Source organism: Tardiphaga sp. 172_B4_N1_3, assembly GCF_052076035.1.
GTDB lineage: Bacteria > Pseudomonadota > Alphaproteobacteria > Rhizobiales > Xanthobacteraceae > Tardiphaga > Tardiphaga robiniae.
This window is the reverse complement of sequence record NZ_CP197238.1, coordinates 6,064,467-6,088,010: the sequence shown is the minus strand read 5'-3', so window position 1 is coordinate 6,088,010 and position 23,544 is coordinate 6,064,467. Positions and strand designations below refer to the sequence as shown.

The window sequence follows — 23,544 nt, the reverse complement described above, 5'->3', positions numbered from 1 at the left end:
TTTAAATCACAAAGCTATTACGGCAATACCGTCTGCGCACGGCGATTCATCATGCTGTATCGCAGGTGTCGCAATCGGCCAAAACGTGCTTATATTGGGGTCTGTCCTGAAATGATGTTCCGCGCGCCGCCGGATCGGCTGCATTGCGAATGAAGCGTCGTTTCGTTGCGTATTCAGATGAGGTCCCCGACCATGGCAGCTTTCAGCTACAACACCGCAGCCGAACTCTTCCCCGCCGCGATCCGCAAGAAAAAGCGTGCCGGTTTCGCCTATCGTCGTTTCGATACGGCCGCCGCCGCCGTCCAGTTCGCGATCGAGGAGCTGCCGGCTGACTCGCTGAACGGCGCCTATCTGCAGGTCGAGGAAGCGCGTTTCGACCAGAGCGGCATTCGCTCGCTCTATGAGAGCCAGGACTTCCCGCTCGAGCGCCGCGTGCGCGCCGAAGAGCCGGCGACCGACGACGCCGACGCTGCTTGAGCTTTACGAATTGAGACGATCGCAGCCCGGACTCTGAACTAGAGTCTGGGCTGTTTTTCGAGCCACTTGCGCAGCATTCTGACGTTGCGGACATTGGCCCGGAACATCACGTCGAACGCATCGCCGATAAACGGCACGATGCCGACAGCACCGTCCACCGCGACATTGCCCAGCATCCGCGCCGTGAGATGCCACGGCGCACCGAGCGCCCGCGCCTCACGCACCACCCATAGCGAGATCGCCGTGGTGATGATGTCGCCCACGATCGGAATCAAGCCGATCAGGCCATCGATGCCGTAGCGGATCTTCGTGCCCGGCACGATGAAGGCGACGTCGAGCAGTTTCGCCAGCGCATCCAGCCGCGCCAGCCGTTGCTCGCGCGTGAGATTGGCAAACGGATTGGCGCCCGCGCCGAAGTCGAACCGAAAGCCCTGCACATCCGGCCGAAGTTGCTCGGGCCGAACCTCAAAACCATCCTGATCGATGATCGGACCATGCGCGGACGCCGGTTTGCGCGGGCGGCCGGCGTCGTAAGTGGTTGATTGACCTGTGCTCATCATGGCCATGACATGGGGGACACGCGCCAACTCTGCAAGCGGCATCGCGTCACGCCTCATCGGGCGATCCACCGCGATCCCCATATTTGCTGCGCAGAAATTCTCCAACCACCGGTTGAATTGCAGGGAGCCCGCTATATTCTGGCCCCGCCGGGAACGGGTGGGGATGAGCGATGCGACGACCCTTGGGTGACGTGTGCCTCGATATTGCAAGCTTCGCCCGGGAGCGGAAGCACGAATTTCTCTCCTACATCCTGCGGCTCGCGGCAGCAGAGGCCTACCAGACCACGGCCGAGGACGACGCGTTCGAGATGCCGATGCCGCGCCGGCTCGCCGCCCGTGAACTGATCGCCGGTTTCTGGGACTGGGACATCAGCAACGACCGCAACTATCTTGATGCCGGGGCTGCCCGCTTCTTCAATGTCGATCCCGAAACGGCCGCGCGCGGTCTGCCGAACATGGCCTATCTCGCGGCGGTCCATCCTGATGACGTTGATCGGGTGCACGCGGCGGTCGCAGCCGCGATGCGATCAGGCGGCATCTTTGAGTGCGAGTGTCGGTTGATCAAGAACGACCGGATCAGCTGGGTTCTCGCGCGCGGCAGTTGCACGCTGGACGGACATGGCCGCCCCGTCCGCCTGCCCGGCGCGATCATCGACATCACCCACGACAAGACGATGAACTGAGGCGATCAGGCCAGCTTGCGGGCGCGGTCGATGGCTTCGTCCATGTTGAGAGCCGGCACCATCGACGGCGCTTCGAGATCGCACAGGGCGAAGCGGTTCTTGCCGTCGTTCTTGGCGGCATAGAGCGCCTGGTCCGCAGCCGCGATCAGTCGCTCCGGATATTGCCCGACCTGCGGCTGCCACTGCGCAACGCCGATGGATGCCGCGACTGAAATCTCGCCCGGCGCGCAGGCCGCCGCATCGGCACGGCACACATCCAGAATGCGGCGCGCGATGTTTGCCGCTTCATGCAGCGTCGTCGCCGGCAGGATGATGCTGAACTCGTCGCCGCCGGAACGCGCGAGCAGGTCGCCGGGGCGGAGCTTGCTCTGGGTCATCAGCGTGAAGTGACGCAGGCAGTCGTCGCCGGCGGCATGGCCGTGGCCGTCATTGATTTCCTTGAAGCCGTCGAGATCGATCGCCAGCAGCGCGAACGGCTTTTGCGTGCGGCGCGCCAGCGCGCATTCCTCGGTGAGACGCTGCACCAGGTGACGACGATTGGCGACACCGGTGAGATCGTCGACCAGTGCGAGTTCGGCGACTTCGCCGCGCAGCCGGTCGATGGCCATCAGGAGGAATCCGAAATTCCACGACATCGCCAGGAACACCAGCACCAGCACCATCATGGCCTGGAGATTGTTGAAATCGGCAAAGGTCATATTGCCGCCGATATTCGCCAGCGCCGCGGCCGAGCGCACGGCATGCGCAGCAACGAGCGTGATGGCGAGCCAGCCGGCGAGACGGGCGCCGGCATTGCCGCCGCCATCCTTGCGCGACCACAACAGCGGCACGGTCATGGCAACGGTGATCGACTGGCCAGCGGAATAGATCAGCACGCGCATCGTCATGTTGTCGTGCCACAGCGTGAACAGCAGCAGGCCGGCCAGGCTGGCGGCGATGATGACGGCTTGCGCGCGCCAGCCCGCCGGGCGGCCGTAAAACTGATTCATGCCGATGGCGGCGAGGCTGGTGGCCAGCAGCAGCAGGCCGTTGCCCAGCACGATGGCGATCAGCGGATCGACGCCGACGCCGCGCAGCACCGAGATGCTGTTGCCGAGCGCCGCGGCGAACGCGGCGGCTGTCCAGTAACGTGCGGCGTGCAGATTGGGATAGCTGGTGGCCACATAGGCCCAGACCACGCCGAGGGCCAAAAAGTTGACGGTGAACACCGTGAACAGCGTGCCGACGTTCAACATCGGCGGCATCCGCCACGTTGTGCGTCGCGCTTCTGCGCGCTGCTGTCGATCCCCGCCATCACTCTCACCACTCGTTCCCAGCAGGTGGTAAAATGCGTCGGCGACGCTTAACGGAATCTGACTCGCGGCGGATAATCCCCAGTGTGGTTTTGAAAGAGTGAAAGGGAATGAGTTAATCCGACTTTCACCATCGGGGTTCCCAAAGTTCGCCCGGCGGCCGCGCGGCTTAACAAAAGTTTAAAAGCGCGCGCCCTCGCCCTATCGTCCCCTCGCCCTATCGTCCCCTCGCCTATCGGCCAGCCGCGAGACGGTCGGCGAAATAGCCGATGGTCTTGCGATAGATCGTGGCCCTGTTCCATTCGCGCATCGCCTCGAAATTCGCCGTGCCCTCGCCATAAGGCTGGCCGCCTTTGAAGCCCGCGGTCTTCAAGAGGTTCGCGGTCGAGGCCAGCACGTCCGGCACCGAATGGCGCAGATCCACATGGCCGTTGCCGTCGAAATCGACGCCGTATTTGATGTAGCTCGACGGCAGGAATTGCGTCTGGCCGAGCTCGCCGGCATAGGCGCCGATCAGGTCCCGCTGCGGCAGGTCGCCGCGCTGCAGGATCTTCAGCGCCGCGATCAGCTCGCCCTGAAACAGCTCGGTGCGGCGGCAATCATGCGCCATGGTGGAGAGCGTGCGGATCACCGGCATCTTGCCGATATCGCCCTTGCCGAAATCCGACTCGAGGCCCCAGATCGCCACCACGATTTCAGGCGGCACGCCGAAGCGTTGCTCGATGCGCGACAGCAGCGAGGCGTGACGCTGCATCATCTGCAGGCCCATGGAGATGCGGCCCTGGCCGACGCGGGTCGAGACATATTGCTCGAAACTCTTGTTGAAGGTGCCGCGCTGGCGGCGATCGAACGACAGCACCGCGGGGTCCTGCGTCACGCCGGCAAAGGCCTGCGAGATCACGCCCTGCGACACGCCGGCGGCGGACGCCTCCTGCGACATGGCCGCGATGAAACCCTGGAAGTCGCCGCCGCATTTGGCGGCCTGCGAGGATGTGGCCGTCAGCGCAACCGAGACGAAGGACACAGCGGCAATGGCAATGGCGGTGATACGATTGGTCATGAAAAACCTGTTGGGTTGGCGATACCGGAGTGTGGCATGACCGGTGTGTCCGAACAACGGCGCGCCTTGTTCTCGTCATTCCGGGGCGCGCGCGACGCCGAAGGCGGCAAGCGTGAACCCGGAATCCCGACATGGCCTAGCGCTATCTGAGCCTCCCATGTCGGGATTCCGGGCTCGCGTCCGGCAAGCGCCGGCCGCGCCCCGGAATGACGTGCGTGGGATCTTCAGACATGCGTCATCACCCCCATTGTTTGCGGCGCGGGGGGCGCCGTCGTCGCTTGCATTCCCGCCCCCTGTGAGAGGGCGTGCGGAACGCCGGGTGCCCGTTGCACCCTTGGACCTGATGCGAATGCGGTCTTCCGCAATTGTGAGTGCATCAGGACTTTCGGAGGCGCCGAGCGATTGCCCGGCGTTCCGCCTGCGGTGTTTTTTCGGTTGCTTGCACATCTGCCATGGCGAACGGTCCCATCACCAAAATTAATGTCCCAGGGCGGAGGGACAGGGTAGCCGCAAAGCACTTGGCCGAACGCGTTTCGATTTGGTCGTCCGTCACACTGTCCAGGGATCTTTCCATCCGAAGGTCGGCCGTCTCCTTGCCAGTGGCAGTGCTGGCGCAGATCCGTCCTGCCCGAAGACAGACGTCACCCATGAACCGCGTAACGCCGCATCTCCGGCGTCCACCGCATCCCACCCCGCGAACGTGACGATCGCGATCGCCCCTCTCGGTGGGGCAGGACGGAGGGGATAATAATCCTTATTCCTGAAACGTCAAGAACAAATCATGAACTTTCGGTCGCGGGCTGGGCGGCGCGTCCCGCCGGTAACCAATGCCCGCTTTTGCCCACAGATGCATGCACGCTTTGCGCGCTAAGGCTTTGACTTCGCCTGCGCCATCCCCCACTTAACCGCCATGGCCAAGAAACCCGGTACCAATCCCAAAGGCGAATTCGCCTTCTTCAACGTCTTCTATGAAGACGGCTCGCAGCGCTCCAACCGCCGCGTCCCCTCCGAATTGTTGGGCGGACTCGACGGCGATGAGCCGGCCAAGGCCGCCATCGCCGAACAGGACCGCGAGATCGCCGAAAAGTCCGGCCGCCCGGCGCTGGAGATCAAGAGCGTCGAGCGCGTGGGCGCGAAGAAGAAGTAATTAGCTTCGCTGCATCTGAATTTGGAATGGCCGGGCTTGTCCCGGCCATTTGCGTTTAGGCAACAGCGCGACTCGGCACGAGACCAAGCGAACCAGGAAAGCGAATTGGTTGTCGCTACCACTGCAACTTATGTGTGTTCATTTTGCTGTGCTAACATTTATCCACCTGCGACCGAAACTATCGCGCAATTCGCCCCTCAAGAAACACGTTTCCGGATTCAGGACATGAACCGCAAAAAAGGCATTGCTGACTTTGTACGAATGCCGGCCACTGTTGAGATGCCATTGTCAGAAATAAGGTCCGAGAATCCGAATCCGACGGACCATAGATTTGTCGAGCTTTATACGAGGTACCTGACTGGGAAACTTGTAAGTGTGCACACACGGATAGATATTGGGACGATCACTCCAGGCTTTTTCCAAATCAAGGATGATGGCACTTATGAGCACGTCGGAAGAGCGTACGAAGATAAAGCTCTTGACGTTGTCACAAATGACATCAGGCGAGGTTTTCGACCGCCTCTTTTCCTATATAAAAATTTCGTGGGACCTGAAAAGAACAAGCTGCTTTCTTCTGATGATCTCGCCTCGTTTTACGCTTACTCCCGACTGGGCATTCGCCGCGTTCCGGTGGTTATCCTCGGAAATCACCCGGAATGCCTCCAAGAGTCCGGCATCGCAACACGCGGCATTCCGAAAACTCTGAGTAGCAAATTCGAGTCTTTAGTCACACATAAGCACTCTCACTACATATCAATTTGCGGCGATTACGAAGAGCTAACAAAACAAGCTCCAACTGACATTCTAGAAAAGCTATCCAAATATATTGAGCGAACAAAAGAGGCGACAACCTCTTTTCACTTACCCAGCATTCACTCGCCAATTCACTATCACCACACCCTATTCTCGGCGCTATGTAGTTTGCAGCAGATTTTGTTTGCAACGAAAATCCTCTTGGAAAATGATCTTGCCTACCAAATCCGCCCACTCGCGCGATCAGCTTATGACCTTTTCCTAAATTTCTACATTGACTGGCTCTACCCTGAGAAAATGGGCGCGCTATTACAAGCATTGGCGATACTGAGCCGCACTAATAAATCAAGCGCCGAACACAAATCTTTGGATCAAGCAGTTCGAAAAACGTTTGGAAGCCTAGTCGACACCCTTACGAACCAATCTGAAAAAGGAAGAATATCGCCTTTAGGAGTCCGAATACATCGAGGTATCTACTCTGATCTATCACCCGCCGTTCATCAGGACTTTGGTGTAACTCAAGACTTTGGAAGCTCACTTGAGTCTGGCCACATAGAATCGATGGCTACTAACGAACTTTACTCGACCCTTCAAGTTCTAGACATCGTGGTGAGCGCCACGGCTTTGAGGATCGCTGATGACGTCGGCCTTCAGCTTACTAACTAGCAGTTGGTCAAGCGACAATACTGAATCCGACCTTCAACCGATCCCAGCTATTCGATGGGTGAGCACAATAAACGTGAGATTGACCGCCTTTAATACGCTCCGCAATCGCATCGGTCATCTCAATGGAAATCGGCGCGGTTTCATAAGGAAGCTCGCAATAGACAGAGTGGACTAGATGTACACCAGCGACCGCGGAAGTCCGAATTCCTTCGAGCCGATAATGGCAAAGTTGGTAAGCACTATTTTAAATGCGTACGAAGTCGTAAAAAAGTTCACCCCGAATGAAAAATGTTGACGATCGAGGACCAGTAGGCGTGAGTTTGCATAGCACAGGATAGCCCATCAACCTTTAAGGGCGATGAGGGTTTTCAGCCGGTTGGTGACCGCAGCTTGCAGGGAGGCCAGACCTTCTTTGCTATCCTCGTAAAGCTGATAGCGACGGTGCCGCAAATCGAAGGGCACATGGTCTTCCTTTTGAACGATCGGAATAACAGTACGGCCCAAGGTGTGAGCGATACCAGCCTCGTAAAAGACGTTCGGGTTTTTCCCCGTGAAATCGCATATGACGTAGGTCGAGCGATACAGCAGCGAGAAAATATCGTCGATGATAGCGTCTTCTTGCCAGATGTTATCGACCCGTTCGAGAGTAATTCCGGCGTCCTTGCACGCTTGCTGGAGTGCGACGTGAACGTCCTTAAACTCCTTACCGAACGGCATCATCACTGATGCGAGCTTTGGGTCAGGATGGCCCGCTGGAATACGGAAAACTTCCGGCTTGATTTGAATAGCAGGGGGCCGTTCTTCGTTTGCCGCCTCGGCTGTGCGCCCTTTTTCCGTCTGCCTCTTCTCGACGATCTTCGCCGCTATCAAAACGGACAATAAGTTTACGTCTTTCACCGCGAAATGTGTCCGATAGATTTCGAGGCGCCCAAAATCTAAATCCCAGCTAAGCTCGGTCAACTTTTCGACTGGGACCGTGGGAAAATCCGGCTGCATCTCATAATGAATGCGGACGGTGCCCTGAAGCTGTTCGACTTTGGTGATCCAGCCGACTTGCGCCGGAGACGTGCTACCTTGCTCGTAGGCGAATAGCGTCGGGTTCTCAGTAAGGGCTTGTAGGTTGCCCTTGTATTTATCCTGAAGGGTGTTGGTGGTGTATTCGTGCGCGACCCTGCTGGCCTCGTAGTCATGAAAGCCTCGCGGCTTCTTCCAAGCGTTTTCATCGGCGGAGATGGCAAGGTTGTACATGAGTTTACCAATGGCAAGGAATCAAAACTACCGGGTCTTTCGGCGATGCTGCAATACGAAAGGCAAGCATACGACGGATTACGGCTTCAGCTAGTCCAACCTACACCCCTCACCCGGCCCCGCCCGCTATCTGCCTGTTCGTCATCACCTGCGCCGCGATGATGATCCACGGGATCACCAGCTCCGGCACGAGATAGGTGATCCACAATGCATGCGGTTCGGGCAGGCCGACCTTCGAGATCGACAGCACGCGGCCGAGGCCGCCGACAAACACCGTCGCCGCCATCAGGAAGACCAGCGTGTTGTGCTCGCGAATGGTCGATGCCGCCCACAGGCCCATGACGCCCGACATCAGATAGATGCCGCCCATGAAGCGATGCACGTTGTCGAGCCGCGGCGCGGTCTCGGGCTGGCCCATATACATCTGCAGCGAGCCGCCGAAGATGGCGATGGCGCCGACCAGAAAGAGACAGACCTGGGCAACGCGCTGGCTGAGCAGCATCGGCGCGAGCGACGTCATGGCAATGTCCTCGGGTGAAAATGTGCTTCAAGACAATTGATCGGGCAACGCCAGACGCTAGCGCGGGAACGGATACAATCAAAGGGTGTGTCGGAGTTATCAACGTAGGCCGCGTCGTATGCGGCGCCCCTCTCCCGCTCCCGCGCACAGCGAGCTGTGCCAATCGGGGTGAGGGACGGGGCACAAGTCCGGAGATGCGGACATTCTCCCGGTTCGAGACAGTGCGACCCGAAAGGCGGTGATTGCGGCTGCGCTGGTGACGGCCCCTCACCCGACCGGCTTCGCCGGTCGACCTCTCCCCGCATTGCGGGGAGAGGTTAAGAGCGCGGACGATAAAAAAGGCGGACCTTGCGGTCCGCTTGTTTATTCGGTCACCCCCTCGTCGCGGAGAAGTATCTCAGGCCCCGCGTCACGCCAGCCTGAGCGTGAGCTGCTGCTCGCGGCCGGCGTGGCGCTGGACGAAGTCGTCGAGCGACGAGGTGACGTCCTCGTAATTCCGGTCGGCGCGGCGGCGGATCTCGCGGGCGACGTCTTCCGACACGTCGTCGGCCCAGCGCTCCGCAGTGTTGAAGGCGATCACGCGCTGTGGATCGTTGTACTGGCCGGACATCAGATCGGCGATGACGGTTTCGAGATCGGTCGCCGCGACATCGGCCTCGCGCCAGGCGCAGCCGGCGCGGTCGAAACAATCCAGCACGAGATAGACGGTCTGCTCACCGGCATCCGGCACCAGCGACGGGGTCCAGGCGCGTGTCATCCCGCCCTCCTGCCCTTGGTCACCCCTTTGGCCACCGGCCGCGCCGCCTTCTTCGCCGGCGCGGGCTCCTTCTTGCCGGTGATCGGCAGCAGCATTTCCTTCTGGCCGGTGGCGCGCTTCGGCGCCTTCTTCGCCTTTGGCTTCGGCGCGGCGCCGCCGCCCTTGAGGCTCTGCTGCAGGGCGGTCATCAGATCGACCACATTGGTGCCGGGCCGCGCCTTGCCATGCGGCTTGACGGCGACACCGCTGCGCTTCTGGTTGACGAGATCGACCAGCGCGGACTCGTAGCGATCCTCGAATTTGCCGGGCTCGAATTCCGCGGCCTTCTGCTCCACGATATGCCGCGCCAGATCGAGCATGTCCTTGGTGACCTTGACGTCCTGAATGTCGTCGAAATACTCCGCCTCGTCGCGCACCTCATAGGGATAGCGCAGCAGCGTGCCCATCAGCCCGTTCTTCAGCGGCTCCAGCGCGATGATGTGCTCGCGATTGGTGAGCACGAGCCGGCCGATGGCCACCTTGCCCATGTCGCGGATGGTCTCGCGGATCACCGCATAGGCGTCATGGCCGATCTTGCCGTCGGGCACGAGGTAATAGGGACGGATGGCGTAGCGCGGGTCGATATCGGCCTTCGGCACGAATTCGTCGATCTCGATGGTCCGGGTGGAGTCCAGCGCAATGTTGTCGAGTTCGTCTTTCGACACCTCGACATAGGTATCGGTATCGACCTTGAAGCCCTTCATGATGTCGTCCGCCGCCACCTCCTCGCCGGTATCCGCGTCGACCTTCAGATATTTGATGCGATGGCCGGTGTTGCGGTTGATCTGGTTGAAGCTGATCTTCTCGGAATCCGACGTGGCGGGATATAGCGCGACCGGACAGCTCACGAGGGACAGGCGCAAGAAGCCCTTCCAATTGGCACGCGGGGCCATGGCAAATACTCCAACTCACACGACGCGACACAATCCCGACTCAAGCGGGACCTGCCCGATTTGTTCCCGGCGCCGGAACCAGTTCGGCAGGCCGACCTTCGCGATCGACAGCACGCGGCCGAGGCCGCCGACGCGCACCGCAGGCGCGCGCCCATCTCGATCAAGAGCCGACGAAGGAGCTGTCACTCACCAGATCCAGGCCGCGACTACAGCGCCCGTGTAAAGAACGCGACGATGTCGCGATCGAAGCGCTCATGAAATGCAGCGCGGTCGAACCCCGGTCTGCTGGTGCAGATCGCCGGCACGCGTGTTGCCAGTTGCGCGGAGCATGGCGTCAAAAAATCGTAGTGCCCGGCATTCGCCACGACATGCGCCTCGGGCGACGTCGGCAAAGCGAGGCGGACGGCCTCCGCATAATAGGGATGTGGCAGGACCTGGTCGTCCTCGGCCCGCCAAAGCTGGACCGGCTGACGGACCGCCGCCAGGCCCTTGCGACCGAAGGCAAAACCAAGGGCGGGCGCCGCGGAGACGACCGCCTTGATGCGCGGATCGTGGGCCCAGACGATAGCGGCATCCAGCGGAAGCGGGTGCCGTTCGACGATCTGGCAATCTTCGAAAGCGGGATGCGCCCTGCAGTGATCCCCGAGAGTCCGCAGGTCCGGCTCGCCACCGGCCACCGCGAGCACCGTGAAACCGCCAGCCGAGAAGCCGAACGCGCCGACGCGCGTCGCATCGATACGCCCATGGTCACCCCATGCGTCCAGCATATAATCAGTGACCAGCTTGAATTGGCGCGGCCGTTCCCAGATGGCGGTGGGGTTGCTCGAGTCGCGCCAGCTATCGCCGTTATGCGTGAGGGCGGCGACGACGAAACCTGCATTGGCCAGGGCCATGGCGGTGTCGAGATGCCCGGCATAGGAGCCCCCGTGACCATGGGATATGACCACCAGCGGCAGGCGGTCACCCGCGAGTGCCGCATCGCGGGCAACCATCTGTTGATCGGACTCAATCGCCTGCAGCTTCGGCGCAGCGCCGGTGGGATACCAAACGCCGACCTCGATGGGTGGCCCTTGTGGATCGCTGATGCTGAAATGCTGGAAGCCGACCGCGGCGTCGGCCTGGCTGGCGGCGGCGATAGCGATGAATGCGACGAAAACCTGTGCGATAATGCTGCGCATGGAACCTCCTGCGGATCGGGATGACACGCGAGTTCTGCAAGCGGCGCCAACCTGCGCCAGCCGTTGTTCGCCAATGGGCGAACGGGTTCGCCGGTGGGCGAACCGCTGCGATGAGACGTCATGAGCAACGCTTGGCAACGTGATTTTCTGCGGGATTGGGCCATCGACCTGGCGATCGCGACCGTCTGCGCCATCTTCCTCGGCGTGATCGGACCATTCGGCAGCTATCTGAATGGACCGGCATGGCAGCGCGTGGCGTTTCAGCTTGCCTGCTTCTGGTCGGGAATCCTGCTGTATGGGTCGCTGATCCGCGTGGTGCTGCGATTCCAGTTGAGGCCGTGGATGACGTGGACGGCGATCGTCCTCGGCGCCGCCATCCTGACCGTCCCATTTCAGATCTGGACCGCGTGGATCGGCGTATCGATATGGCCATTCCTGAGAAGGCTCGGCCCGCTCGACTGGTATGTGCAAGGACTGATCACCGCCTTGCCTGTCGTGCTCGGCTTCACCCTGTTGCTTCAGGCGCGACGACACAAGCGGCACCAGGCCAAGGAAGCCGACGACGCGCCGCCAACGGCTTTCGGCCTGCTCGGTGCGCCGCCCTTCGCGGTGCTTTGCCTGCAGATGGAAGATCACTACGTCCGCGTCCACCATATCGCCGGCCACTCCCGGTTGGTGCTGGCAACGTTCAATCAGGCCATGACGGCTCTCGGCACCGCTGACGGCCTGCAGGTGCACCGGTCATGGTGGGTCGCGCGGAAGGCCGTTGTGCGCGTCGTGACCGAGGGCCGCAATCTGCGCCTGCAACTCGTCAACGGGATCACCGCCCCTGTCTCCCGCTCGGCCGTGGCCATGGTGCGCGAGGCCGGCTGGCTCACGACAGAGACCGCGCCGGACAACCGCGGCGCCGAACCAGCGCGCGCAGGACCGATTGGCGACACGTAGTCCGCCATCCGCTCCGCGGCGGGTGACACGCGCGACACAAAGCCTCTTGACGAAAAGAACAAATCATGAACATATTTGCAGCCACGTACCCCGGCAACGAGCGCGTGAAAGCACGGCACGCACACACGAAAATGCCCGGCGCGAGGCCGGGCATCATCAGAAGGATCGAGTGATCGACAGCGACCGTTAGTTATCCAGGAAGCTTCGCAGCTTCCGCGACCGCGACGGGTGCTTGAGCTTGCGCAGCGCCTTGGCTTCGATCTGGCGAATACGTTCGCGGGTCACCGAGAACTGCTGGCCGACTTCTTCCAGCGTGTGGTCGGTGTTCATGCCGATGCCGAAGCGCATGCGCAGCACGCGCTCTTCGCGAGGCGTCAGCGAGGCCAGCACGCGCGTGGTGGTTTCGCGCAGGTTGGACTGGATCGCCGCATCGATCGGCAGGATCGCGTTCTTGTCCTCGATGAAATCGCCGAGATGCGAGTCTTCCTCGTCACCCACGGGGGTTTCGAGCGACAGCGGCTCCTTGGCGATCTTGAGAACTTTTCGAACTTTCTCCAGCGGCATGCCGAGCTTTTCGGCGAGCTCTTCCGGGGTCGGCTCGCGGCCGATCTCGTTCAGCATCTGACGCGAGGTGCGCACGATCTTGTTGATCGTCTCGATCATGTGCACGGGAATGCGGATGGTGCGGGCCTGGTCGGCGATCGAACGCGTGATCGCCTGCCGGATCCACCAGGTCGCATAGGTCGAGAACTTGTAGCCGCGGCGATATTCGAATTTGTCGACGGCCTTCATCAGGCCGATATTGCCTTCCTGGATCAGATCCAGGAACTGCAGGCCGCGGTTGGTATACTTCTTGGCGATCGAGATCACGAGACGGAGGTTGGCTTCCACCATCTCCTTCTTGGCCTGGCGGGCTTCGCGCTCGCCCTTCTGCACGCCGTGCACGATCTTGCGGAATTCGCCGATCTCAAGACCCGTGAGGGCCGCGAGCTGCTGGATTTCGCCGCGCAGTTCCTTGATGCGGTCCTTCTCAATGGCGACGAAGTTCTTCCAGCCCTTGGCCGAGAGTTTCGAGACGCGGTTGAGCCAGCGCGGATCGAGCTCCGAGCCCTGATAGTTGCGCAGGAAGTCCTCGCGCGCGACGCCGTGGCTGTCGCCAAGGCGCAGCAGGCGGCCTTCGAACGACACGAGGCGCTTGTTGATATCGTAGAGCTGCTCGACGAGTGAATCGATACGCGCCTGGTTGAGGCGCAGCGACTTCACCTCGACGATGATCTCGTCCTTGAGCTTCTTGTACTTGCGCTCCTGCGACGGCGACAGCGAGGGGCCCTGCGAGGCGCTCTCGAGCTGGTTCGCGATGTCCTGTTCCTGCAGCTTGCGCAGCTTCTTGTAAGAGTCGGCAATCTTGTCGAAGGTCTCGACCACCTTCGGCTTCAGCTCGGCCTCGATGGCGGCGAGCGACATCTGGTTCTCGAACTCGTCGTCGTCCATGTCGCCGTCGGCAGCGCCTTCCGACGTGCTTTCGCCGGCGGGAGCTGCAGCAGGTGCCGAACGCGGCGGCGCCGGACGGAACGGCGTGGCGGACGGCGGGGCCGCAGGCGGCGCAGCCACGGCTTCGGCGCCTTCGGCCACAGCTTCGCCATCGCCCGTGGGCGGGGCGATCAGCGCCGGGTTCATGTTGTTCTTGGCGTCGGGGCCAGCGTAAGTCGCTTCGAGATCGATGATGTCGCGGAGGAAGATCTTTCCTTCGTTGAGTTCATCGCGCCAGATGATGATGGCCTGGAAGGTCAGCGGGCTCTCGCAGAGGCCTGCGATCATCGCCTCGCGGCCGGCCTCGATGCGCTTCGCAATGGCGATTTCGCCTTCGCGTGACAGCAGCTCGACGGTGCCCATCTCGCGCAGATACATGCGAACGGGATCGTCGGTGCGCTCGCCGGGCTCCGACTTCTTGACTTCGGTGACGGCCTTCTGCGTGACTTCGACGAGTTCGTTGTCGGTATCGTCGTCCTCGTCCTTGCTCTCTTCCTCGCCGTCGCTGTCTTCGTTTTCGGAAACGTTGATGCCCATGTCGGAGAGCATCGACATGATGTCTTCGATCTGTTCAGGAGAGGTGGTATCGGATGGCAAGACGTCGTTGAGCTGATCGAAGGTCACGAAGCCGCGCTTCTTGGCCTGCTTGATCATCTTCTTGACGGCAGCGTCGGACAGGTCGAGCAAAGGTGACGGCGCGTCTGCGGAGTCCTTCTCCGGCGTGTCAGCTGCCTTGTCGTCTTTTTCCTTGTCCTTGGTCTGCAGCGTCTTTGCCTTGGTGGCCATTCAATGCTCCTGAAACGCGCTCACGCCGGGGGCGTCACCGCCCCGCTATCAATCCAGGGGGCGCAGGCGCCCCGATCCAATCATCGTCACCGCTTGACGCACAAAGGGCGGCGCATATCCATCGCCACCCCCGACGTCGTCTTCGCGGTTTTCACTACTTAAGCCCAGACCCTTAACGTGGAGAGCCTTAAGCCCGGATTAACCCTGTTTTTGCAGCCAAACCATGGGTTTGGCGAGTCTTTTCGCGGTTTGCCCGGGCACCATCCGCAGCAAAGTTGTCTTACGAACTGCGCTGGAACCGCCCCGAGGATTCTCCGAACCCCTCGATCAGCGCCTCGATCCCGTCGACCTCAGCCAACCGGGCCTTCACATCGCGCAACCAGCCGTAGTTCGTTTCGCTCGCTTCTGCGCCCAGAGCAAGCTCCGCGTCTTTAAGCTCCCTAAGTAATGAGTGCCACTGGCGATGCAAGGCAACGAGCTGCGTCCAGGTGGAAAGAACATCCTCGCGGGCCGCACCAGGCCGCGCCGCCCACACCGCCTGGGTGGTAACTGCCTGCTCAACATGCTGTAATTGCTCTGAATATCCGGCTTTAACCAGATCTGAACGCATTTGTTCACTTTGCTCGGCCTCATCGCCGTGATGATGCTCATGGGCAAAGGCCGCGATGATCCCGGCGCGCAACCGGTGCATCTCGGGATGGGCGAGTTCCAACGCCGCCACCTCCTCCAGCCGGTCATGCAGCAGCCAGGGATGGTTGATCAGCGACTGCACGATCAGCGCCTCGCGCCTCGAAATGGCGCTGCGCTGGCCGCGCATGATCGACGACGTCGCAAGCTGTGGACTGACCACCTGATAGGGCCCGCGCTGGATGGTCTGGGGCCCGGCATTGGCCCCGCCCCGCCCGCCGCCACTGATTCGCCCGGCTGGACCGGGGGTAAACGGACGCGGACTGCGCGCAAAACCGCCGCCTCCGCCACCCTGCTGAAAGCCACCGCGGCCGCCGTTGTTGCCGCCATAGTTTCGCGGGCCGGTGCCGAAGGCGCGCTGCAGCCGCTCGGTCATGTCCTGGCGGTAGTATTTCTTCACGACATCGTCGCGGATGCCGTTCGACAATTCGTTGATGCGCGCCTCCAGCGCCGCACGGCGCTCCGGCGTCGCGAATGTGCCGCCGGCGATCTCCCGCGCCCAGATCAGATCCGACAGCGTGCCCGCCGCCGCCATCACGTCCTCGATCGCCGCGCGGCCGCCGGAGCGCGCGAGGTCGTCGGGGTCCTGCCCCTCGGGCAGCAGCGCAAAGCGCAAACTCTTGCCGGGCTTGAGATGCGGCAGCGCCAGCTCCGCCGCGCGCCATGCCGCTTTCTGCCCGGCCTTGTCGCCGTCGAAACACAGGATGGGCTCGTCGGCCATCCGCCACAGCAATTGCAACTGGTTCTCGGTCAGCGCCGTGCCGAGCGGCGCGACCGCGCCGGGAAAGCCGACCCCCACCATGGCGATGACGTCGACATAGCCTTCGACTACGACGAGCGGCGCGCCGTCATGCGCGGCCTTCCGCGCCATCGGCAGGTTGTAGAGATTGTCGCCCTTGTGAAACAGCGGGGTTTCCGGCGAGTTCAGATATTTTGCCGGCGCATCCTTCTTCAGCGCGCGGCCACCAAAGGCGATGATGCGTCCGCGCACGTCCGAAATCGGAAACATCACGCGGTCGCGGAAGCGATCATAGGGCACCGGGATGTCTTCGCCGCCGATCAGCAATCCGGCCTCGACCATGTCGGGCACGGGCACGCCGGCGGCGCCGAGATATTCCTTCAGCGCGAACCGATCTTCGGATGCGAAGCCCATGCGGAACTGGAGCTGCACCGCGGGCGTGATACCGCGATCGGCGAGATAGCCGCGCGCGCGGGCGCCCTCGCGCCCCACCAGCGTGTCGGCGAAGAATTTTGCGGCGAGATCCATCACGTCATACAGCGTCTTGCGGCGCTGCTCATGCCGCGCCGCATCCGGCGTCGCCGCCGGCAGCGCCACGCCGGCCATCTGCGCCAGCCGCTCGACCGCCTCGACGAAACTGGCGCCGTCGGTCTCCATCACGAAATTGATGATGTCGCCGTGCTTGCCCGACGAGAAATCGTGGTAAAATCCCTTCTCGTCATTGACGAAAAACGACGGCGACTTCTCCTGCTGGAACGGCGACAGGCCCTTCCACTCCCGCCCTGCCTTCTTCAACTTGACGCGCTTGCTCACGACTTCCGAAACCGGAAGCCGGGCGCGCAGATCGTCGAGGAATTGGGGCGTGAAGCGCATGGGGCCGTTATCGTGCGATCGGGTTAGGTAAGTGTTGCGGGCTCGGATGTGAGCCTTTTGGGCTTAGCCCATGAGCCTTGGCCCAGCCGACCATGGATATAGGTTTTCCGGGAGCAGATTTGAACCTGCGGTTCTTGCGCCCGCTATTCACAGGCGAAAATAAAGCTCGTCATTCCGGGGCGCACGCGCAACTTCGCGCGGGCGAACCCGGAATCCCGGTGTGTTCATCGCGACTGGACACCGGGAAGCGAGCGACGATGAACATCTCGGGATAATTGGAATGGCTGAGGTTCGCGTGCGGCTGTCGCCGCGCGCGCCCCGGAATGACGAGTTTGTGTCAATTTGCTTGAACTCGCACCGGTTCCACGATCACATATCCCATGTTCACGACATTCCGCGGCGGAAATACCGGTGCATGGCAGGTGATCTCGATCTCGCCCGTCAAGGGCGAGGCGCTGAAACCCGTTGCGGCGCTGTCCATCACCCATGCCGATGCCATCTCACTGCCGCTGCTGCCCTCGCAGACATCATGGCGTCTCGCCGGCGTAGCCAGTCATGTCCGCTATGTCGAACGTACCGAGAAGATCGCACTGGTCGCCGCGCAGGCCGGGCTCGGCCGCGCCGAGGCAACCCATGGCGCACTGATCCCCATCAGGAAGAACGCAGCCTGGTGGGACATGACCCAGAACGAGCGGCGCCGGATTTTCGAGGACAAATCCCGCCACATTGCCGACAGCCTGAAATACCTACCCGCCATCGCGCGGCAGCTCTACCATTCCCGCGATCTCGGCGAGCCCTTCGATTTCCTCACCTGGTTCGAATATGCGCCGGAGCACGCGCAGGAATTCGAGGATCTCGTCGGCGGCCTGCGCGAGACGGAAGAGTGGAGCTATGTGGAACGCGAGGTCGATGTGCGGGTGGTGCGATGAAATACCTCAAAGTGAAGTGGGAGCACTCCTTCGAGGATCAGCCGGTATTGCTCTATAGCGAACTCGATCACGAGTTGCGGGAAATTCGCAAGGTCGAGTATTACGCCGACGGGCGCATGGACTTTGCCGATCGAGAGGGAAGCTCTGGTCACACACGTCTCAGTGTCGAGCCGTTGCCTTCGCTCGAAGCGATCGCTGCTCAGGCCGAATTCGAGCCGATGATTATTCCTGCCGCAGAGTTCGAGACCGTGTGGGCGCAGGCGAAGGTAACATAGGCAAAGCGCATCAAAACGCGCCTGATCGCCTCCATCTTTGGCAACAAACATCCAACCTGCATGGCTCCCATTCAAGACGCCGCACTTCTGGCATGGCATCACATGCGCCATATCTCTCCCACCGCCCCGCCCGCCTGAAAGCCTCCATGTCCTCATCGTCCGAACATCTCGCCCGCGACTCCGGTCCCGGCGGCTGGCTGATTTTTTCCTTTGCCGTCGCCTGCGGCGTCACCGTCGCCAATATCTATTACGCGCAGCCGCTGGTGGGGCCGATCAGCGAGAGCTTCGGCCTCGACCTGTCATCGGCCGGCATCATGCTCACCATGGTGATGTTCGGCTATGTGCTGGGCCTGCTGTTCCTGGTGCCGCTCGGCGATCTCGTCGAGAACAAACGGCTGATCCTGATCACACTGGGCAGCCTGATCGTGAGCTTGCTGATCGCCGCAGCCGCCCCCACTGCAGCGATCTTCATCGCCTCGACCTTGCTGCTGGGTATCGCCGCCGTGGGCACACAGATGATCCTGCCGGTCGTGGCGCATCTGGCGCCCGAGCAACGGCGCGGGCAGATCGTCGGCACCGTGATGAGCGGGCTACTGTTCGGCATCCTGCTGTCGCGGCCACTGGCCACCATGGTGGCCGGTTCGTTCGGCTGGCGCGCGGTGTTCGTGATGTCCGCGGCGCTGATGTGCGGCGTATTCGCACTGATGGTGATCGCGCTGCCACGCCGGCAACCGAAGCATGAACTGACCTATGCGACGCTGATCCACTCGCTGTGGGACCTGATGCTGACCACGCGGGTGCTGCAGCAGCGCTCGGCCTATCAATGCCTGCTCTATGGATCCTTCAGCCTGTTCTGGACGGCGATGCCGCTGGTGCTGGAGCAGCCGCCATTTTCGTTCGGCCATATCGCCATGTCGGCCTTCCTGCTGTCCGGCGCAGGCGGCGCACTGGTGGCGCCGCTTGCGGGACGCCTCGCCGATAGCGGCCGCGGCGATCTCGTCACCGTCACGGCCATGCTGCTGGTGCTGGTGAGCTTTGTGCTGACCTGGATCGGCGGCCACACCGGCGGCGCGACTGCCGTGACGCTGTTCGTGATCGCGGGCATCCTGATCGATGCCGGCACGCAGGGTAATGTCGTTGCCGGACAACGCGCGATCTATGCCCTCGCCGGCCATATCCGCAGCCGGCTCAACGCGCTGTTTCTCGCTTGCGCGTTTTTCGGCGGCGCGATCGGTTCGGGCTTCAGCGGATTTGCAGTGGCATCAGGCGGCACGTCGATGATCGCACTGATCGGCATCGGTGCATCGCTGATTGCGCTGGCTTTGTTCGGGCTGGAAGTGGCGAGCCGGAAGAAGGTTGCCTAAGGCGCCAGGAAGCGGCCCGACATGATGCGCGTCGTCTCATCGACTGGCTTGTTGTAGATATAGGTCCAGGCTTCGCTCACGCTGCCATCGGCGAGCGTCACAGCGATCCGTTCACGCAGATACAGCGCCGGCTGCGGATGATCCGGGCCGACGCTCTCATAGTCATCGAGCGCCGCCATCAACTCGTTCGGCTTGCGCAGCCGGAACAGCTCGCCGAACACGATGTCCCCGGGATCGTCGGAGTGCAGCAGGCCGGGATAATGCGCGATCATATAGAGCCTGCCACGGCACGAGGCCTCGCCGAGGAAATCCGCGCCGGACGAGAGCAGCTTCGACATCGGATGATCGAAACCGCGCATCAATGTGCCGTAGACGAAAACGCGATCGGGCATGACGGGAGCTAGACTTTCTCGGCCAGCGCCGCGGCGACATCGTCGCCCGCGGACACCACATTGATACTCACATCCATGCCGAGAAATGCATCGGCCGAGCCCATATAGGTGCCGTGCAGCGGCACCGCCTGGCGCGGATCGCGCGCCACCGCGACGCGAATGAGATCCTTGCTGCCGATGATGCCATTGGTCGGGTCGAATTCGATCCAGCCTGCGGCCGGCAGATAGACCTGCACCCAGGCATGGGTCGAGCCACCGCCCACATAATTGTGCTCGCGGTCGCCATGGATGAACAGATAGCCCGACACGAAACGCGCGGCGATACCGAGCCGGCGCAGCGCCTCGATCATGAACAGCGCGAAATCGCGGCAGGTGCCGGATTTGGTCTGCAGCGTATCGAGCGGATGCTGGGTGCCGTGCTCGTAGCGCTTGCGATAGGCGAACTGCTTGCGGATGCCGAGCGTCATGCCGGTCAGAATATTGACGCTCGGCGTGCGGCCCTGCGGATCGAGAAATCCGCGCGCCCATGCGGCGAGTTCGCCATCGGGATCGCCATATTGCGGCCGGATGAATTCCTGCAGATCGGGCAGCTCCTCGGCGTCATAGAGGAACGGATAGAAATAGGCCTTGTCATCAGCGGTCAGCGCGAACTCATCCGATGGCAGATGTTCGATGGTTGCGGTGGAGACGAAGGTGAGTTTGCGCGCGTGCTCATCGAAAGTGGCGATAGCTACCGAATTGCCGAACACGTCATGGATCCAGCGCAGCGACGCCGGCTCGGGCGTGATCTCGAGCTTGCCATTGAGCATGCGCAGATCATGGCCATCGCGCGGCCGCAGCATGATCCGGTGTTCGCCGAATGCGACGGGATGCGCATAGCGATATTCGGTCTTGTGATGAATCGTGAGCAAGGGCATCAATGGTTCGTTCATGCGTGATTTGTCCCGTGTAATTTATACGGAAGCCTGCAGAATCACAGGCCGGGATGCCGCATCGTTAGGCAATATCGGGAAAAAGCCTTGGACAGAATTTTGGACAGAGCCTTGGATAGCAATCAAGACACATCCCTACGTCTCGGCCCCCAGGAGGTTCCGCCCGTTCTGGAACTCAATACCGCCGGACACTCTCCTTTTCTGCTGACCTGCGATCACTACGGCCGGCTGATTCCCGAGATGCTCGGCGATCTCGGCCTGCCAGAAAGCGAGCTCGTCCGCCACATCGCCTGGGATGTCGGCATCGCCGGCGTGGCCGAGCAGATGGCTCGGGCGCTCGATGCGCATCTCGTGGCCCAGCGCTATTCGCGGCTCGTCATCGACTGCAACCGCCCGCCGGACGCCGTGAGCGCGATTCCGCTGATCAGCGAGGCGACCACCGTGCCCGGCAATGACGGTCTCACGTCCGATGCGAAGGCGCGCCGGCGCGAGCTGATCTTCGATCCGTATCACCGGCGCATCGACGAGGTGATCGATGCAAGGCTGGCAAAGGGCCAGCCGACAGTGCTGGTGTCGCTGCACAGTTTCACGCCTATCTATGCCGGCATTCCCCGCCCCTGGCATATCGGCACGCTCTATCAGCACGACAGCAAACTGCCACCGTTGCTGCTGCAGCTGTTGCGCGCCGAAGCCGATCTGGTAGCGGGCGACAACGAACCCTATGCGGTGTCCGATGCCACCGACTACACAATTCCCGTGCATGGCGAGAAGCGCGGACTGATGAATACGGGCATCGAGATCCGGCAGGATCTGATCACCGACCCAAGCGGCCAGACCGAGTGGGCGGAGCGGCTGACGCGCATTTTTACGGAGATCGAGGCGACGCTGATCACGCCGCGCGCGTCGCATCTGTAGCCTTTGATGCCGGCGTAGCTGCCAATGCGCCTGCGCGGCGTGAGGTGCCTAGCCGTGCGTCCCGATGAAATAAGCCACCACCACAAATCCCGCCGCAACCGCCCACAGGAAATACGCCGCGCGGCCACCAGGGCTCAGCGTCGAGTCAGACGGATTGTCCGGATTGACGAAGACCTTCACCGCGTCACCGTTCTTGTAGTCCATCCCGAACAGCCGCAACTGCCATTGCGGCGGGTTCGGGTTGCTCGTGCTCAAGCTGCCGGCGGATCCGATATAGGCGACGTGCTTGAAGCGATAGTTGTATTGCACGTTCCGGGTCTGCATCACCGGCCCACTACGACCGGTGTCGCTGTCACGGCTCACATAGGTCTCGGGCGCGCCCAGTTTGACGATGCCGGGCACCACCGGCCACTTCTTGGCCAGAGATCCCTGCCGGTGTAGCGCCAGGCCGAACAAGGCAACGAGGAAGCCGAACCCGCAGAGCGCCGTCACAATCGGCGATCGCTTCGGATCGGCAAGATGCTCTGCGATGAATTCGTTGATGCGGACGCCGCCAAAGATGCCGCCGACCACGATCGCCAGCACGATGACGGCGGCGATGCCCAGGCAGCCGCCAATGCCCTTCGGCATCTCGCGATCGAGCACGGCGTCGCGCGGGTGTCGCGGATTGTAATACACCATCACCGCGGTGCCGACCGGATAGCGCGCGATTGTCTCGGCGACTTCAAAATTGCCGCGGTCCTCGCCGATACTGACGCGGTTGTTGGTGAGCTTCTGTCCGCTAACGGTGTATTCGTAGACGATATTCGCAAAGTTGCGCTGCTCGGTGCGCTTGCGCTCCTCGCGGGTGTCGTCGAGCACCTTGACGTCGCGCACTTCGGACGTCGAGACGATCACCTTGCCGAAGGTGGACGGCCAGTCGCTGGCAGCGCGGACCTGCAGATATTTAGTGCCGGCGGCGACCAGGATCAGGCCAAACGGCGCCAGCAGCATGGCATAGACGAACCAGGGAATGTCGGGCACGGCGAAACCTCATGGCACGGCGCGGCGCGCCCCGAAGTTTGACGTGACGATGCGGCGAAAGGTTCAGCGCGACAAAAGATTCACCGCGCTCGGGTCAGCGCCAGCCAGACCCCGCCGCCGATCATGAAGCCGCCGGAGATCCGCGACAGCAACCGCGTCCGCCGTGCCGAGAAGAATTGTCGCGCACGGCCCGCGGCCACCGCATAGACGATATCGGTGAGCGCGGCCGTCACCATGAAAGTCGCACCAAGGATTCCGACCTGCAGGATGTGGTTCTTCTCCATATCAACGAATTGCGGAATGAAGGCGCCGAAGAACACCAGCACTTTCGGATTGCTGAGCAGCACCATCATGCCCTGCAGGAAGAAGCCGCCACGCGGCGGCGCCGGCGGCGTATCCGCATCGATACCCTCGACCGGCGCGCGGACCATCTTGATGCCGAGCCACACCAGATAGGCGGCGCCGGCAAAGCGTACCCAGTCGAACCAGTAGCCCATGGTGGCCATCAGCGTCGCCAGCCCAAGCGCGACGATGCCGATGACCACGGCAAGCCCTGCTTGCGTGCCTGCGATGCTGATCATCGCCGCGCGCGTGCCGTAGCGCAGCCCATTGGCGATCACCAGCGTGACGTTCGGCCCGGGGAGCAGCGCCAGCGCAATGCAGGCGACGACGAAAGCGAGATAGACTTGCAGCGACATCGGCACGCTCCTATTCCGATTTTATCTACGTCATGGCCGGGCTTGTCCCGGCCATCCACGCCCTTATTGCAGGCCAAGACGTGGATGCCCGGCACAAGGCCGGGCATGACGACGGTGTGTTGTCTTAACACTAGCACTCGTATTGCTCGCAGCAAAACACACTTGCCCGGCAGGGCGCCATCT

General features: G+C 61.8%; 24 protein-coding genes. 9 read left to right on the top strand and 15 right to left on the bottom strand.

Going from position 1 to position 23,544, the window contains the following annotated elements; all coding sequences use genetic code 11:
* The first annotated feature begins 192 nt into the window (after positions 1-192).
* Positions 193-477, top strand: coding sequence for a hypothetical protein (locus tag AB7783_RS28700; protein ID WP_068733430.1), 285 nt, complete (start codon positions 193-195; stop codon positions 475-477).
* Positions 478-515: 38 nt separating this feature from the next.
* On the opposite strand, the gene AB7783_RS28695 is transcribed toward AB7783_RS28700, so the two are convergent.
* Complete coding sequence (locus AB7783_RS28695; RefSeq protein WP_414716915.1) at positions 516-1,034, bottom strand: DUF4112 domain-containing protein; 519 nt, start codon at positions 1,032-1,034, stop codon at positions 516-518.
* A gap of 173 nt (positions 1,035-1,207) precedes the next feature.
* On the opposite strand from AB7783_RS28695, the gene AB7783_RS28690 reads away from it, so the two are divergent.
* Positions 1,208-1,720: a PAS domain-containing protein gene (locus AB7783_RS28690; RefSeq protein WP_089262075.1), complete on the top strand. Its 513-nt coding sequence runs from the start codon at positions 1,208-1,210 to the stop codon at positions 1,718-1,720.
* A 5-nt stretch (positions 1,721-1,725) separates the two neighbouring features.
* On the opposite strand, the gene AB7783_RS28685 is transcribed toward AB7783_RS28690, so the two are convergent.
* Together AB7783_RS28685 and AB7783_RS28680 are read right to left on the bottom strand one after the other, a co-directional pair.
* Entirely contained in the window at positions 1,726-2,955 is a 1,230-nt protein-coding gene (locus AB7783_RS28685; RefSeq protein ID WP_441279507.1) for a GGDEF domain-containing protein, read from the bottom strand.
* A 289-nt stretch (positions 2,956-3,244) separates the two neighbouring features.
* Positions 3,245-4,072 (bottom strand): lytic murein transglycosylase, encoded by an 828-nt coding sequence (locus AB7783_RS28680; RefSeq protein WP_441279506.1) that lies wholly within the window; start codon positions 4,070-4,072, stop codon positions 3,245-3,247.
* Positions 4,073-4,982: 910 nt separating this feature from the next.
* Between AB7783_RS28680 and AB7783_RS28675 the strand changes: the two genes are divergently transcribed.
* Together AB7783_RS28675 and AB7783_RS28670 are read left to right on the top strand one after the other, a co-directional pair.
* Positions 4,983-5,219 (top strand): hypothetical protein, encoded by a 237-nt coding sequence (locus tag AB7783_RS28675; protein ID WP_068733419.1) that lies wholly within the window; start codon positions 4,983-4,985, stop codon positions 5,217-5,219.
* A gap of 225 nt (positions 5,220-5,444) precedes the next feature.
* Positions 5,445-6,638, top strand: a complete 1,194-nt coding sequence (locus AB7783_RS28670) for a hypothetical protein (RefSeq protein ID WP_441279505.1) — start codon at positions 5,445-5,447, stop codon at positions 6,636-6,638.
* A 342-nt stretch (positions 6,639-6,980) separates the two neighbouring features.
* Here the strand turns inward: AB7783_RS28670 and AB7783_RS28665 are convergent, their stop codons facing one another.
* The 6 genes from AB7783_RS28665 to AB7783_RS28640 form a co-directional block, all read right to left on the bottom strand.
* The gene (locus tag AB7783_RS28665; protein WP_441279504.1) at positions 6,981-7,886 is read right to left on the bottom strand and encodes a hypothetical protein; all 906 of its coding nucleotides are present in this window, start codon (positions 7,884-7,886) and stop codon (positions 6,981-6,983) included.
* Between the two features lie 109 nt (positions 7,887-7,995).
* Positions 7,996-8,406, bottom strand: coding sequence for a DUF4345 domain-containing protein (locus AB7783_RS28660; RefSeq protein ID WP_441279503.1), 411 nt, complete (start codon positions 8,404-8,406; stop codon positions 7,996-7,998).
* A gap of 409 nt (positions 8,407-8,815) precedes the next feature.
* Positions 8,816-9,163, bottom strand: a complete 348-nt coding sequence (locus AB7783_RS28655; protein ID WP_089262085.1) for a hypothetical protein — start codon at positions 9,161-9,163, stop codon at positions 8,816-8,818.
* The gene (ku, locus tag AB7783_RS28650) at positions 9,160-10,095 is read right to left on the bottom strand and encodes a non-homologous end joining protein Ku (protein WP_441279502.1); all 936 of its coding nucleotides are present in this window, start codon (positions 10,093-10,095) and stop codon (positions 9,160-9,162) included. Before ku ends, AB7783_RS28655 begins: the two co-directional genes overlap by 4 nt.
* Positions 10,096-10,110: 15 nt before the next feature.
* Positions 10,111-10,281, bottom strand: a complete 171-nt coding sequence (locus AB7783_RS28645; RefSeq protein WP_441279501.1) for a hypothetical protein — start codon at positions 10,279-10,281, stop codon at positions 10,111-10,113.
* A gap of 20 nt (positions 10,282-10,301) precedes the next feature.
* Positions 10,302-11,273 carry an alpha/beta hydrolase family protein gene (locus tag AB7783_RS28640; RefSeq protein ID WP_441279500.1) on the bottom strand — a complete coding sequence of 324 codons (972 nt, stop codon included), beginning with the start codon at positions 11,271-11,273 and terminating at the stop codon, positions 10,302-10,304.
* Between the two features lie 120 nt (positions 11,274-11,393).
* Between AB7783_RS28640 and AB7783_RS28635 the strand changes: the two genes are divergently transcribed.
* The gene (locus AB7783_RS28635) at positions 11,394-12,218 is read left to right on the top strand and encodes a LytTR family transcriptional regulator DNA-binding domain-containing protein (protein ID WP_441279499.1); all 825 of its coding nucleotides are present in this window, start codon (positions 11,394-11,396) and stop codon (positions 12,216-12,218) included.
* A gap of 186 nt (positions 12,219-12,404) precedes the next feature.
* Here AB7783_RS28635 and rpoD read toward each other — a convergent pair whose 3' ends face one another.
* Positions 12,405-14,534, bottom strand: coding sequence for an RNA polymerase sigma factor RpoD (gene rpoD / locus AB7783_RS28630; RefSeq protein WP_089262093.1), 2,130 nt, complete (start codon positions 14,532-14,534; stop codon positions 12,405-12,407).
* 280 nt (positions 14,535-14,814) lie between these two features.
* Entirely contained in the window at positions 14,815-16,833 is a 2,019-nt protein-coding gene (dnaG, locus tag AB7783_RS28625) for a DNA primase (protein WP_441279498.1), read from the bottom strand.
* 380 nt (positions 16,834-17,213) lie between these two features.
* On the opposite strand from dnaG, the gene AB7783_RS28620 reads away from it, so the two are divergent.
* The 3 genes from AB7783_RS28620 to AB7783_RS28610 all read left to right on the top strand — a co-directional run bounded on the left by AB7783_RS28620 (position 17,214) and on the right by AB7783_RS28610 (position 19,401).
* Entirely contained in the window at positions 17,214-17,762 is a 549-nt protein-coding gene (locus AB7783_RS28620) for a chlorite dismutase family protein (RefSeq protein ID WP_441279497.1), read from the top strand.
* A complete protein-coding gene (locus AB7783_RS28615) occupies positions 17,759-18,037 on the top strand; it encodes a DUF6881 domain-containing protein (RefSeq protein ID WP_441279496.1) in 279 nt (92 codons plus the stop codon). The genes AB7783_RS28620 and AB7783_RS28615 overlap by 4 nt, the downstream gene beginning before the upstream one ends.
* 146 nt (positions 18,038-18,183) lie before the next feature.
* The gene (locus AB7783_RS28610) at positions 18,184-19,401 is read left to right on the top strand and encodes an MFS transporter (RefSeq protein WP_441279495.1); all 1,218 of its coding nucleotides are present in this window, start codon (positions 18,184-18,186) and stop codon (positions 19,399-19,401) included.
* Here the strand turns inward: AB7783_RS28610 and AB7783_RS28605 are convergent.
* Both AB7783_RS28605 and AB7783_RS28600 read right to left on the bottom strand, forming a co-directional pair.
* A complete protein-coding gene (locus tag AB7783_RS28605) occupies positions 19,398-19,793 on the bottom strand; it encodes a gamma-glutamylcyclotransferase family protein (RefSeq protein WP_441279494.1) in 396 nt (131 codons plus the stop codon). The genes AB7783_RS28610 and AB7783_RS28605 overlap by 4 nt on opposite strands.
* 8 nt (positions 19,794-19,801) lie before the next feature.
* The gene (locus AB7783_RS28600) at positions 19,802-20,710 is read right to left on the bottom strand and encodes a transglutaminase family protein (protein WP_320447733.1); all 909 of its coding nucleotides are present in this window, start codon (positions 20,708-20,710) and stop codon (positions 19,802-19,804) included.
* 126 nt (positions 20,711-20,836) lie between these two features.
* Between AB7783_RS28600 and AB7783_RS28595 the strand changes: the two genes are divergently transcribed.
* Positions 20,837-21,640, top strand: coding sequence for an N-formylglutamate amidohydrolase (locus AB7783_RS28595; protein WP_441279493.1), 804 nt, complete (start codon positions 20,837-20,839; stop codon positions 21,638-21,640).
* A gap of 48 nt (positions 21,641-21,688) precedes the next feature.
* Here the strand turns inward: AB7783_RS28595 and AB7783_RS28590 are convergent, their stop codons facing one another.
* On the bottom strand, positions 21,689-22,663 hold the full coding sequence (locus tag AB7783_RS28590) for a DUF3592 domain-containing protein (RefSeq protein WP_441279492.1): 975 nt from the start codon (positions 22,661-22,663) through the stop codon (positions 21,689-21,691).
* A gap of 80 nt (positions 22,664-22,743) precedes the next feature.
* Entirely contained in the window at positions 22,744-23,361 is a 618-nt protein-coding gene (locus tag AB7783_RS28585; RefSeq protein ID WP_175368816.1) for a LysE family translocator, read from the bottom strand.
* Positions 23,362-23,544: the final 183 nt, after the last annotated feature.